This window comes from Rhodococcus sp. WS1 (genome assembly GCF_003797745.1).
In the GTDB taxonomy this organism is placed as follows: domain Bacteria; phylum Actinomycetota; class Actinomycetes; order Mycobacteriales; family Mycobacteriaceae; genus Rhodococcus_F; species Rhodococcus_F erythropolis.
Window position 1 is genome coordinate 2,006,618 of record NZ_RKLZ01000001.1, and the last position, 12,133, is coordinate 2,018,750.

The 12,133-nt window shown below is 60.7% G+C and carries 13 protein-coding genes; 8 read left to right on the top strand and 5 right to left on the bottom strand.

Annotation, left to right across the window (positions count from 1 at the left end; translation table 11 throughout):
• Positions 1 to 154: 154 nt before the first annotated feature.
• Complete coding sequence (locus tag EEB12_RS09290; protein ID WP_029537817.1) at positions 155 to 772, bottom strand: hypothetical protein; 618 nt, start codon at positions 770 to 772, stop codon at positions 155 to 157.
• 182 nt (positions 773 to 954) lie between these two features.
• On the opposite strand from EEB12_RS09290, the gene EEB12_RS09295 reads away from it, so the two are divergent.
• The 4 genes from EEB12_RS09295 (at position 955) to EEB12_RS30445 (ending at position 4,887) form a co-directional block, all read left to right on the top strand.
• Positions 955 to 2,619 carry a hypothetical protein gene (locus tag EEB12_RS09295; RefSeq protein WP_019747495.1) on the top strand — a complete coding sequence of 555 codons (1,665 nt, stop codon included), beginning with the start codon at positions 955 to 957 and terminating at the stop codon, positions 2,617 to 2,619.
• A 46-nt stretch (positions 2,620 to 2,665) separates the two neighbouring features.
• Complete coding sequence (locus EEB12_RS09300) at positions 2,666 to 3,943, top strand: wax ester/triacylglycerol synthase domain-containing protein (RefSeq protein WP_069146113.1); 1,278 nt, start codon at positions 2,666 to 2,668, stop codon at positions 3,941 to 3,943.
• Positions 3,944 to 4,223: 280 nt separating this feature from the next.
• Positions 4,224 to 4,685: an Hsp20/alpha crystallin family protein gene (locus tag EEB12_RS09305; protein WP_069146275.1), complete on the top strand. Its 462-nt coding sequence runs from the start codon at positions 4,224 to 4,226 to the stop codon at positions 4,683 to 4,685.
• A 58-nt stretch (positions 4,686 to 4,743) separates the two neighbouring features.
• Positions 4,744 to 4,887, top strand: a complete 144-nt coding sequence (locus tag EEB12_RS30445; RefSeq protein WP_175413820.1) for a hypothetical protein — start codon at positions 4,744 to 4,746, stop codon at positions 4,885 to 4,887.
• A 361-nt stretch (positions 4,888 to 5,248) separates the two neighbouring features.
• Here the strand turns inward: EEB12_RS30445 and EEB12_RS09310 are convergent, their stop codons facing one another.
• Positions 5,249 to 5,965, bottom strand: a complete 717-nt coding sequence (locus EEB12_RS09310) for a TetR/AcrR family transcriptional regulator (RefSeq protein WP_019747499.1) — start codon at positions 5,963 to 5,965, stop codon at positions 5,249 to 5,251.
• Between the two features lie 224 nt (positions 5,966 to 6,189).
• Here EEB12_RS09310 and EEB12_RS09315 point away from each other — a divergent pair, with 224 nt between their 5' ends.
• From EEB12_RS09315 to EEB12_RS09330, 4 genes are all read left to right on the top strand, one after another.
• Positions 6,190 to 7,488, top strand: a complete 1,299-nt coding sequence (locus tag EEB12_RS09315; protein ID WP_029537823.1) for an ice-binding family protein — start codon at positions 6,190 to 6,192, stop codon at positions 7,486 to 7,488.
• The gene (locus tag EEB12_RS09320; protein ID WP_019747500.1) at positions 7,489 to 8,142 is read left to right on the top strand and encodes a class F sortase; all 654 of its coding nucleotides are present in this window, start codon (positions 7,489 to 7,491) and stop codon (positions 8,140 to 8,142) included.
• A gap of 95 nt (positions 8,143 to 8,237) precedes the next feature.
• The gene (locus EEB12_RS09325; protein WP_070385366.1) at positions 8,238 to 9,389 is read left to right on the top strand and encodes an alkane 1-monooxygenase; all 1,152 of its coding nucleotides are present in this window, start codon (positions 8,238 to 8,240) and stop codon (positions 9,387 to 9,389) included.
• Positions 9,386 to 9,727, top strand: coding sequence for a hypothetical protein (locus tag EEB12_RS09330; RefSeq protein ID WP_019747502.1), 342 nt, complete (start codon positions 9,386 to 9,388; stop codon positions 9,725 to 9,727). Before EEB12_RS09325 ends, EEB12_RS09330 begins: the two co-directional genes overlap by 4 nt.
• 77 nt (positions 9,728 to 9,804) lie before the next feature.
• Here EEB12_RS09330 and EEB12_RS09335 read toward each other — a convergent pair whose 3' ends face one another.
• From EEB12_RS09335 to EEB12_RS09345, 3 genes are all read right to left on the bottom strand, one after another.
• On the bottom strand, positions 9,805 to 10,221 hold the full coding sequence (locus EEB12_RS09335) for a hypothetical protein (protein WP_030535916.1): 417 nt from the start codon (positions 10,219 to 10,221) through the stop codon (positions 9,805 to 9,807).
• 13 nt (positions 10,222 to 10,234) lie between these two features.
• The gene (locus EEB12_RS09340; protein WP_021333876.1) at positions 10,235 to 10,996 is read right to left on the bottom strand and encodes a pentapeptide repeat-containing protein; all 762 of its coding nucleotides are present in this window, start codon (positions 10,994 to 10,996) and stop codon (positions 10,235 to 10,237) included.
• A gap of 243 nt (positions 10,997 to 11,239) precedes the next feature.
• Positions 11,240 to 12,058, bottom strand: coding sequence for a peptidoglycan DD-metalloendopeptidase family protein (locus EEB12_RS09345; protein ID WP_225320302.1), 819 nt, complete (start codon positions 12,056 to 12,058; stop codon positions 11,240 to 11,242).
• Positions 12,059 to 12,133 lie beyond the last annotated feature (75 nt).

The following is a 12,133-nucleotide window of genomic DNA, read 5'->3' on the forward strand; positions in this document are numbered from 1 at the left end:
GTCCGAAATGCGCTATCTGCTGCCGGCGAAGACGACGCCGACAACCCCCTCACGCCCATGGGGCATCACGATGTCCACACCCCGATGGTAGCCACAGGTCCTCGACACGGGCCACTCGATTTATCGACGCACTTCATGCGTGAAATGGCGCGAATCAGTCACGCCAGACCGCCGTGAACTCGTACCAAGGTCCGCCGAGGTGCTTTGCGGAGAAATCGTCGAACCCCGTAGGTGCGCCGCTGGGCGAGTACACCCATCCACTCGTGGTGGTGAACATGCTGTCGTTGTCGATGAAGTAGACCTCATCGGGACGTACGACATGGGCACTGCTGATCTCGAACTGGCCGATCTCGAGCTCTTCCACAGTCGATCCAGGCTGCTCCAGGAGAGCAATCGCGATGGTCTCGAACTCTCCGCTCTTGTCGAGGAAAGTTGCCGGCGGCATCAACAACACCGCAGCGACCGCGGCGATAACGGCAACCGGAGAGGGCAGGATCCACCACGACCACCGTCGGTCCTGGCCGAGAACGTAGAGCGTACGAACCGCCCACACCAGACCAACAACGATCAAGGTGAGCAGAGCCGCAGCGCTGACGAGGAGAGGATCGAACCACCTGAAGTCACCGAATGGCGAAGGCCACCATCCGTAATGCCGGCAGACCAACGCAATAAGCGGAACAACGGTGAACGCCAAAAGAATCGGCCCCGGTGGCTTGGACGACTCCGGAGGGTCAGCTACCAACCATTCACCCAGCGACTTCGGCCTTCTCATCACCCCACCGTATCTGCAGGTCATGGCAAACTCAGATACACGGCGAATACTTTTGCAGTACAAGCACTCTCGTTCCACTCACAACAACCAACGCAGCGATCGGCACTCTCGCCGCAACCGACACAGATGGACAAACCTCACAATCCGCAGATTCAACGTGCCGATCATGCGACAATCGGACGGTGAACGAGACCGCGAGTGGAGTTTCGCACCCGTACCGATCGCGACTGTCGACCGTCGGCATCCTCTTCGCCGCCGGCCTGCTGTGGTCCACTCCCCTCTCCGCAGCCACGCCCACCGAAACCGGGCCGGCCAGTTGCGTACCATTCGGAACCGCCCAACTGCCACCCGGCGCACCCTCGGGAGGCGGACGAGTCGGGTTGGAAAACCTTCCGTTGTTCAACGGCACGGCCACCCCGTCTTCCATCGAGATGCGCACGCCAACAACCCAATTCAATCGATTCTGGGACTTTGCACTGGTCGACCACGACTTACTCGCTCGTCCGCGGGCACCCGGCGAACCAACGACCGAGCCATGGCGTTTCGTGCCGATGCCCGAATGCCTACGTGGACGACTGGTCGGGATATCACTGGACGACGACGAACTCGTCGCAGTCGACGACAACGGCTGGGTTTACACGATGGACAACGCCTCCCAGGACCCGCTCGTGTGGAACTGGACTTCCGCGTGGGGCGCGCCCCTCTGGAGTGGTCCAGGCCGACAACTTCCGGGAGACCGGCCGAACGGGTGGGCGCTGAGCGTCTCGTCGCCTTGGGACAATCAAACTTTCACCGACATCGCAGGACGGATTCACTTCGTCGGACTCGCCAAGATGACGATGATCCCCACGCTGACCGCGGACGGCAGCCGAATAACTTACGCAGACCCGTGGCTGCCCAACGACGACAGCTACGAGATCGGCGGCCCGCTCGGCGGGCGATTCCAGGCGGACTCGCTGTCGGCGGCCGGATCAACCACTTTCGTGATGAACAAGTACGGCGACATGTACACCCGCACATTTGATTTCGATTCTTCGGGATCGGACTCGATCTTCTTCCGCTACAGCTGGGAAGATCAGTCGGACAAGCCGTCGGCACCCAACCTCGTGGCCGAAACGCTGGACCGCAGCACCGCCGCGATCCAACTTCCGGCACCGGACTGGGTGCACCAGCCCAAGATTCCCGGTGAAGTCACATCCGCGATCAGTGTGCACTCACTCGGCCCCGGCCCGAACCGGCGGGAGTTGCGTGTCGAGGGCCGCCGCGGCGCCGAATCCGGTTTCTGGCACAAGGATCTCGTCGGGGATGCTTGGGAGTTCACGCCGACTGGCGCGTCCCTCCTCGGCACACTGATCGAAAACGCGCCGACAGACCGGTCGACGGATACCCTGTCCCCCGCTGCCCCCTGGCACTTGTCCACGACCTTGCCCGCCCGCGACGGCGCCATCGACGGCCAGACTCTGATCGACATCGGGTTTCCGTACTCTGTGGTGGATCCGCGCATGCTCGACGCGATCGGCCAGTACGCACAACCGTCCGGATACCGACTGGACGTGGACCATTTCGACCCGGTCGCCACCACCCGGACCGCGACCGTGACTGCACCGGATGGCACGGTTCTTCCGGTCGTCCTGCACACCGCCGACGGACTACGGATGACTCCCCGCGCATCCGGCCTCGATGCCGATCCGCGCCACCTCGTCGGGGCAATCGAGATCCCGTCGGACGCGTACGCGGATCGGGCATCGAACCCCGCTCTGAACGCGTTCGTGCAGGACTGGATGCGCGGAAACCACATTGCCGCGATCACGCTCAGCGCCACCGACCACGACTTGGTGATCCGCTAGCCGAAACCAGCGCCGTCCACCGTGTCGCCTCGATTAGGCTCAGCAGATGGTCGACACCACACCCGACGTGCCGATATCACCCGTCGACGCTGCGAGCTTCCAGCTCGGTGTGGATGTCCAGCCGTACCTGGTCACTATTGCCGGTCTGCTCTCTCCGGGCGGCTTTGTCGACAGCGACGGTCGACCGGATCTAGCGCATCTTCACCGAACACTCGCCGCGCAGATCGCGCAGGAACCGTTGTTGCGGCAACGACCGATTGTGCGGCATGGGTCATGGTGGTGGACGGAAAGCAACATAGAGGTCGACCTCCATGTCTCACTGGAGGAACGCGGTCCCACCGAACCCGACTTCGAAGCGGTTTGTGGTCGACTTGTGATGCAACCCCTTGACACCACCCGACCGTTGTGGCACATCGCATTGATTCCTGTAGCTCGAACTGGTCAGTGCGGCATCGTCATTCGAGTGCATCATGCGGTTCTCGACGGCGCCGGTGCCAGCGACCTTTTCGAGCGCTTGTTCGCCTCGCCTGATTCGAAAAAACCCGACCCAGGGGCGCCACCAACGGCGAAAACCGGCCACTCCCCCGAGCCACACATCCCCCAGAAGGCCAGTTCCCTGGACCTCCTCCGATTTCGAATCGGGACGTTCCTACATCGGCCGATCCGATCACGGGTACTGCTCGGCACAATCGGCACCACGAGATCCATCGCTTCCGTCAGCACCCGGACCGCTCCGGTCGTGCGCGGTGCGCAAAGTGTGGGAGGCACATTGAACGATGCCTACCTCGTTGCAGCGAGCACCGGACTGCGATTCATCCTCGAAGATCGTGGCGAGTCCATTCCGAAAACGATCGCCGTATCGGTCCCCGTCGCAGTCACAGCAATCGGAGACGCACGCAACGCCGTCGGATTCATGATCATCGACCTCCCACTTCAAGAAACAGACCTGGAACGTGCCGTCGCAATCGTCGCGAAGCAAACTGCGGCCGCAAAACCGTCCGCACGTGCGGCAGGAACAACATTTCGGTCGCCGCGTGTAGCCGGCATCTTCGACAAATTCGCGAAGCGACAGCACATGATCGGTGCAGTGGTGTCCAATGTTCACGGACCACGCGGTCCGCTCACGCTCGACGGGGCAGCGCTCGTCCAACTCTGGCCGCTCGGCCCGTTGGCGGGCAATGTTCGAATCGGCTTCACAGCAGCGTCCTACAACGACAAATTCTGGATCGGAATCCAGACCGATGCCGAGCATCTCCCTCCGGCAAGCAAGATCGCACAAGCCGTAGAACGAGCTCTCGACGAAATAGCTAGCACCACAAGCTGACTGGTACTTCATCACACTCGTTCGAGGCGGATCGAACCGAGGCATCTGCGGATTCTTGAACCCAGGTGTCCTGATCCAGCAGGACTCGAGTGATCGCGTGATCACCGAACAGCCACGCCCCCCAGATGCTCCCGAAAATCTAGCCGAAGTTCAGTCGAAGAATCTGGCACTCAAGGTTGCAGAGTGCCAGATCGGTTGGTTATCATGTTCTCGCACAGTGAGTTCGGTCGCCGTCGAGGTGACGGTGGCCTTTCTTAGACGATACGGGAGGTGTGTTGCTGTGCTTCGTTTCGATCCCTTCACCGACATCGACGCGATCACCAAGTCCTTGCTTGCTACCGGAACCGGCAGCAACCGAAGTCCACGTTTCATGCCGATGGACCTCTACAAGATCGATGATCACTACGTCCTTCACGCCGATCTTCCCGGCGTCGACCCGGGATCGGTGGACGTACAGGTAGATGGCTCGACCCTGACCTTGACCGCGCACCGCAGTGCTCTCTCCGAAGATGGAGTGACGTGGCTGGCCAGTGAGCGTTTCACGGGAACGTATAGAAGGCAGCTGTCCATCAGTGAGGACATCGACTCCGAGCGGATCGTCGCCTCGTACGACAACGGCGTGTTGACCGTGAGCTTGCCGATCGCAGAGAAGGCGAAACCGCGGCGGATCGAAATCTCGTCGGGGCCGCCGTCCAGCACTGCCAACTCCGAGGCAGAAACTCATGGACAGATCGAAGCCTGACCTGAACGGCTTGGCACGAAATCGACTGTACAAGAACCTTTCATCCAGGAGGTCCACTATGCCCGCGCCAATCATGGCCCCCACCGCAGCTCTGGCTGAACCGGTCGTCTGGAACGAAGATCCGCAGCGACAAAGGTGGTGGACGCGCATACTCGCGGCCGGCTCGCCGGAGAATTCATCCAACGACGAATTTCAACCCTGACAAGACCCGATCGCGATCGCCGAGTGCGTTCACCCGCAACTGAATTGAGGTCTTCCGTCCGCCTATTCGGGCGGACGGAAGGCCGTATTCAGTCGTCAAGCCCGGGCGAAGCCTGAGGATCGTTCCACGACGCAAGCCGAAGATTCACCAACCTCAGCTAGATGAAGAATCGCCCGAAATGGGCGGAGCGGGACGAAACACTCACACAACAAGGACGAAGCGCGCCGACACCGGCCACCCGTGACACGTACGGTTAAAATGTAAACGATCAGTGACCCCACTGATGTTTACCGGCCTCGTCGGTCCCCTGAATTGTGTGGCCGTCGAGGTCGTCTCATCTCGATGCCCAACCTGAAAGTGGTCAGCCTTCTGCACTCGAGGGCGGGGAAGCTGTCGCCAGGCCCTCCAGAAGAATTGCCAGACCGCGCTCGAGTTCGTCCTGCCCGTCGTAGTGAGCCATGATCGTAGCCATCGATCGCAGTCTGGGGAACTCGGCAAGCGGAAGCCGATGCAGGCCGAGTCGCAGGAGATCGTCGGTCTCCTCCGGATTTTCGACTATTTCCTGAAGCTCGTTGAGAATGTGCCCATTGAGGAAACCGAACACCGCCCGGTAGATGTGCAATGCGTCTTCAGAGGTGAAACCGGCGCGTATCAGCAGTTCGAGTATCGCCTCGAGGTAGCGCAGCGTTCCCGGGGGACGCAATCCGAGCGGCGTCGACAACGGCCGAGTGACCAGCAAAGGAACCACGTTAGGGTGCTCGAGTGCGAGTCGGCGATACCCGTAGGCAACCGCGTGCAGTTGCCCTCTCCAGTCGCGATCGGACGGATCGACGGCCAGTTGTTCGAGCACGGTCTCTACGACCCCGTCCAACAGCGCCGCCTTGTTTGCCGCATATCTGTAGAGGGTCATCGGATTTCTATCGAGCGCTTTCCCCAGCCGCCGCATGGAAAGGCCTTCGGCGCCTTCCTCGTCGATGATCGCCAATGCCGTCGAAAGCACGAGCGCCCTGGTGAGAGGTTCCTCGCGGTCCGCGACTGGAACCAAACCATCATTGCGATCTCGCGAGTGTCCGGTCATTCACAGAACATACATCGTATGCCTACGCATTGACAGAACCGCACGGCTGGTTTACTGTTCGGGGACGCCCTACCTATACAACGTATACACACATCGTATAGCCGGAATGTCCGGATTCATTGGGCGCTCATCGATACGTCCCTGGCGCCGAAGCCGGCGCGGAACGTACGGACTCACTTTCGTCGCATGAGTCCCTTCTTCAAAGGATCGAAGATGAACAGAACATGACAGCACCCACCGCAACACGACGCTCGCGGTTCTTTCAATTTTCCGGCATTGCAACGATTTCCGTATTCTCAGTCGGCATTCTCGTCCTGCCGGCCGGCACTGCGGGCGCCGAAGCGACTGCCGTCGGACTCGGTACCGCTGAGCCCTTTGCAGTCCTTGCCGGAGCAGGAATCACCAACACTGGGCCGACGACGCTCGGCGGCGACATCGGCACATATCCGACGCCTACCATCACCGGTGTATCGGATCTGACGATTACCGGCACCAACCATGGCGGCGACGCGGTATCGCAGGGAGCGAAGCCCGATGTGTTGACTGCGTACAACACTCTCGCCGGTCAGGGACCCACACAACCGACCGGAGCCGACTTGACCGGTCGGACACTGGTTTCGGGTGTCTACAACTCCGGTTCGTCGATCGCGCTGTCGGGAACCGTCACCCTCGACGCGCAAGGTGACCCCGATGCAGTCTTCGTCTTCCAAGCGGGATCAACGCTGATCACATCGTCTTCGAGCACCGTCGCACTGATCAACGGAACGCAGGCATGCAATGTTTTCTGGCAGGTTGGAAGTTCCGCCACCCTCGGCACCAACTCCGTCTTCCGAGGAAACCTCTTGGCGCTGACAGACATTACTGCCACAACCGAGGCAACCGTCGAGGGTCGACTGTTGGCGATCAATGGCGCAGTCACTCTGGATACGAACACCGTTACGATCCCGACCTGTGCGCCTCCTGTCACGACTACGACCCCGACCACTACGACGACGACCGTCCCGCCTGACACCGCGATAACTACCACCACGACTGTGGTCCCGCCGGTGGTGACTACAACCACGACGGTCGTCCCGCCGGAGGTGACTACAACCACGACTGGTACACCGGTGGAAGCGACGACCACCACACCAGGGCCGAACGGCACGACTACAACCACTGCGGGCGTACCGCCGATCATCACGACCAGCCGAAACATTCCGTCCATACCCGAGATTCCCGGTCTCCCAACACTGCCGGTAATACCTCCCACCGTGCCCGGGACGGTAACCGTCCCGTCTCAGGTGCCGACGACGTCGGCTTCTCGAACGGGTGCCCCGACCACTCAACCGACAGTCCCGGAATCCCCGAATGTTCGAGCCCCTCAGGTGCAGCAGGTACCACGAGGGTCGGTCGACACCGGTGACGGAAGCACACAATCCCAACGTTCCGGCCAGTCGGGTGGAGCGTGGACAGCCTTGCTGGTCGCCACCTTCGGCGTCGTGGCTATATCGGCCCTCGTCATCCGTCGGACAAGTCGATAGATGAAAGACAAGAACTCCGTGATGGCTCCGCGATCTCGCCGAGCCATCACGGCTCTCGCCCTCACTGTTTCAGTACTCGTAACGGTGGTCGGATGCGCCGGTGGACAATCCGACAGCGGAAATTCACAACCACACTCGTCGCTTCGACAAGACACCACATCCGCGCCGCGCGCCACTGACTCTGCACTGCCCGAAAGGGCACCGGTAACTGCTGACCACCGCCCCGCTCGACTCGAAATCCCGTCCATCGGCGTCGATACCGACATCATCGATCTCGGACTCGATACCGATGGAGCACTCGAGGTCCCACCGGATGGGAAGGACGCAGGGTGGTACACCGGCGCTCCCGCCCCCGGTGAGGTCGGACCGGCAATCATCGCCGGCCACGTCGACTGGCAAGGCACCGACGGGGTCTTCTTCGATCTGCGGAATCTCGAAACAGGAGCCGACATCATCGTCACCCGCGAAGACGGAAGTCGCGCAGTGTTCACCGCTACCAGTGTCGAACACTTCCCCAAAGAGGACTTTCCCACCGAGGTCGTATATGGCGACATCGACCACCCTGGACTCCGGATCATCACGTGCGGTGGATCCTTCGACGAAACCGCACGCAGTTACAACGACAACATCATCGCATTCGCCGACCTGGCCTAACCGCCTGAGACGCCGCAGCACACCACTTCGAAAGTCCGCACGAACCGTTGGAGAGCAATGACCGTATTCCACTTTCCCGTGCTCGAGAAGTTTCGATGACAGACACCGACGACATTCGAGCGAGCGCCGAAGCAGGTGTCGACGCTCCTGCATGGCGGGATCGGAAGCGTTACTGGTGGCCGTTGGGATTGCTGATCCCGCTGAGTCCCTTCCTGTCCTGGCTGCTGGTCGAATATTTGCACCTCGGCCTGTTCTGGGCGACCGGTGCCTGGATCCTGATTCTCGTCATCCCGATCGTCGACGTCGCAGTCGGCGCAGACGGCCGCAGCCCACCCGACAACGTGATCGCGGCATTGCAGGACGACCGCTACTACCGATGGTGTACCTACCTGTTCGTGCCACTTCAATACGCTGGCCTCGTCTTCGCCGCATGGTGTTGGGTGTACGCCCCGATGGCAACCGGAGAGAAGATCGCACTGGCGATGACCGTCGGCGTCGTTGCGGGAGTCGGTATCAATGCCGCACACGAACTAGGCCACAAGAGCAGCCGCCTCGAGCGGCGGTTGGCAAAAATTGTGCTCGCTCAATCGTTCTACGGGCACTTCTACATCGAGCACAATTACGGGCACCACGTCAACGTTGCGACACCGCGTGATCCCGCCAGTGCTCGTTTCGGGGAATCGTTCTGGATATTCTTGCCCCGCAGCGTATTCGGAGGTCTGAAATCGGGCTGGCGGATCGAATCAGCACGCCTGCGCCGACAGGGTTCACCCGCACTGTCGCCTCGAAACAACATCGTGCAGGCATGGTCGCTGAGCGCCGCACTGTTCGGGACGTTGATCACCCTATTCGGGTGGCAGATACTGCCCTGGCTGCTCCTGCAAACCTTGGCCGGGATCACGTTCCTCGAGGCCGCAAACTACCTCGAACACTACGGATTGCTCCGTGTGCGAAGACAAGACGGCAGCTTTGTCAAAGCCCGGCCCGAAGACAGTTGGAACAGTGATCATCTCGTGTCCAATTTGTTCCTGTACCAATTACAACGACACAGTGACCATCACGCGAATCCGCGTCTGCGCTACCAATCTCTGCGCAGCGCTCCAACCGCTCCGCAACTCCCTGCCGGATACGCGGTGATGATCGTCTGCGCTGCCGTACCACCACTGTGGCGGCGGATCATGGATCACCGTGTCCTCGGCTACTACAACGGCAACGTCGAGCTCATTCACACCAAGGCCATCATATGAATAGCACTGCCCGAAATGACGATCGCAACGACGGGCGCTACACAGCCATCGGACCGGCCCAGCACACCAGAACCGAGTACCAGCCGGCGCATACCCGACTCATGCGAGCTGCACCGAGCCCGGACGTCGTCGCCGCCGCGGAGTACCTTTTGACCCAGCCCGACGCATACCTCTATCGCCGCCGATACCTCGATCTGATCACCCAGACCTCCGGGCCCGACGGCACACGGATCACCGACTACGCCGCAGCTGAACGCTACCTACTTGTCACCGCTACCGCGCACCGCAGAACTCATAGTGAGGTTCGTCCATTACCGGCACCCGGCGATTTTCTGTGAAGTGGTCACCGCAGTGTTTGATGCCAGAAAGTGACAACAGCCTGACGAATTTGGGAGCGCAGCATTTGTCATTGCCTTCACAGCTTTGATTCGCACTCGCCACTGTCATCGAGGATCAAGAACTCGATCTTCGCCCGCTCCCCGTCCGCATCGAAGACGTTGTCGCGGTCTGAGACACGCGCGATCAGTTCCGTCAGTGCCGCATGGATCGTCGTGTACAGAAATGTGCGGGGATCGGACACCCCCATCACGTCGTCAGTGTTCATCTGAACCTGCGCCGTAGCGGTACGCCTGCCCAGAAACACACGTGGAAGCCGGATCCCGGTCGGATCGGTCACCACGGTGATGTCGCCACCAACGACAACAAACAGATCGAAGTCGTACTGCATCGCGATGCCCCTCAGCCGGTGTCTGAGCCGAGTCAACTCCTCAATGAAGTCGAGCGGCACCGACGGTCCACCGAATACTGTTCTGAACGTGACCCCGCGAGTCATCGATCTGCCCCCTTTACGAATCATCCATTTCAGGATCGAGGGCCATACCCTCTGTGTCCCCCACGCCGAGTGCTCGGGCATATCGACCGGCATACCGCTCCAGTGCGACTGCTGAATCAGCCTCACCTGCCCATTGATCCGGAATCGCGGTGCCGTCACATGTTGTTCGCGACACTCGCGCCTCGGAGAACTCGACAGCGGTCCGGGTGAAGGAACACCGCACAAAACTCGTGGCCGCCGAGAATCGTGCGCCGCCGAAAGTGCACTCCACGAAAGAGGTATCGGCGAACTGCGCACCAGGCAGGTCTGTGTCGTCGAATGCACATCGTTCGAACACAGTATTGGGCACGGAGCGGAGCCCGCGTGCTTTGGCTCCAGTGAAATCGCAATCGACCACCCTCGGTCCGAGCGCCAGACGCGAGAGCGTGGCACCCCGGAAACTGCACCGTTCGAATCGGCGATTGAAACGGGGTTGTCCGGTCAGTGCAACGAAATCGAAACGGCAGTCGAATAGTTCGGATTCGAAGACGGAGATCGCACCCCGAGCGAAACTCAGATCAATCCGTTCCAACGTGAGATACCGGATGTCCAATCCACCGCTACCCGCTGTCAGGCCACGCACGTCGATCAGCCCGTCATCGGTCTCCGCCCATGGGGAGACGAGAGTGTGGGGCGGCTTGACGATCCGCGACTGATCGAGCAGCTGCGCCCGTAAATTGTCGACGCCCTCATCTGACCAACGTCGACGTAGGGAGGTGATCGCGGACCGGTTCACGGGCTCAATAGTATCGGCAAGATCCCCCGCGATTGGCCGTGGCTGCCCAAGAAGCGAACCGCCACGCATCAGCACTTCGGTAGGAATCACTTCTCGGAGCGCGCAAACAGCCGGACCGTGAAATGCACGGCCCGGCTGCAGCGCTCACGCGCACCAACTGGAACTCGGAGTTAACTCGGGTACTGGAACCGGTCGTATACGAATCGTTGACTCATCCCAGGATCAGTATCGAATTATCCACTCTCACAGATTGATTACGTCGCCCACAAAGATCTGGTCGGGATCGGCGATCTGTGGATTGATGTCCCACAGCTGCTGCCAGGTGAGACCTCGCTCTGCAGCGAGGTCGAACAACGTATCACCGGCCGCAACGACTACCTCTTCGCCAGACACTGGAGCCTTCGACTCCGGAATGCTCTCTACCGGTGCAGATTCGGCTGCCTCAGAGTAGACAACGGGAACTGGCGCCGGTTCCGGTGCGGATTCGGGTGCTACTTCCGGTGCCGGCACGGGTGCGGGTGCGGGTGCGGGTGCGGGCACGATACTCGACCCGGTATCGCACGCCCCGATCGAACTCAGGAAGGACATGGGATCGACGGCGCCACCACTGTGAATGCGGAGGTGCAGATGTGGACCGGTGGAGCTACCGGTGTTACCCGTTGCCCCGATCTGGTCGCCTACCTCGACGTGCTGCCCCACACCGACCCAGGTTTCGGAGAGGTGGCCCATCTGAATCTGCTCGCCACTGTCCGCTTCCAACTGGATGTACGTTCCGTATCCACCCGGATCATTGGGTCCGGCAACAGAAATCGTGCCCGATGTCGGCGCGTGAAGCGCGGTGCCGACGTTGACAGCGAAGTCGACTCCGTCATGTCCCGCGTGGTACCCCTGCGAAAGTGATCCGCTTACCGGCCACTCCCAACTGCAACTCGCCGACCAGCCCTGCGCACCGGCGGTACCTGCATTGACAACTGCTCCGGCCCCCACAAGGGCGCCCAGTCCTGCAGTTACGGCGATGAATCGTTTTGTGCTGGAAGGCTTGTGTTTTCTGTGCTTACTCATATTTTCCTTGACTGATGTGCTCGGAGCCGGCGCAGGCTCTACCGCCAGACAGCACTCAGTACGTGCTGAGCTACG

What these genes read in the sequence shown, in the direction of transcription:
- EEB12_RS09335 (WP_030535916.1), bottom strand. Translation starts at nt 10,221, where the DNA reads ATGACTCGCGGGGTCACGTTCAGAACAGTATTCGGTGGACCGTCGGTG.
- EEB12_RS30445 (WP_175413820.1), top strand. Translation starts at nt 4,744, where the DNA reads ATGCCCGCGCCAATCATGGCCCCCACCGCAGCTCTGGCTGAACCGGTC.
- EEB12_RS09345 (WP_225320302.1), bottom strand. Translation starts at nt 12,058, where the DNA reads ATGAGTAAGCACAGAAAACACAAGCCTTCCAGCACAAAACGATTCATC.
- EEB12_RS09310 (WP_019747499.1), bottom strand. Translation starts at nt 5,965, where the DNA reads ATGACCGGACACTCGCGAGATCGCAATGATGGTTTGGTTCCAGTCGCG.
- EEB12_RS09300 (WP_069146113.1), top strand. Translation starts at nt 2,666, where the DNA reads ATGGTCGACACCACACCCGACGTGCCGATATCACCCGTCGACGCTGCG.
- EEB12_RS09330 (WP_019747502.1), top strand. Translation starts at nt 9,386, where the DNA reads ATGAATAGCACTGCCCGAAATGACGATCGCAACGACGGGCGCTACACA.
- EEB12_RS09325 (WP_070385366.1), top strand. Translation starts at nt 8,238, where the DNA reads ATGACAGACACCGACGACATTCGAGCGAGCGCCGAAGCAGGTGTCGAC.
- EEB12_RS09315 (WP_029537823.1), top strand. Translation starts at nt 6,190, where the DNA reads ATGACAGCACCCACCGCAACACGACGCTCGCGGTTCTTTCAATTTTCC.
- EEB12_RS09290 (WP_029537817.1), bottom strand. Translation starts at nt 772, where the DNA reads ATGAGAAGGCCGAAGTCGCTGGGTGAATGGTTGGTAGCTGACCCTCCG.
- EEB12_RS09320 (WP_019747500.1), top strand. Translation starts at nt 7,489, where the DNA reads ATGAAAGACAAGAACTCCGTGATGGCTCCGCGATCTCGCCGAGCCATC.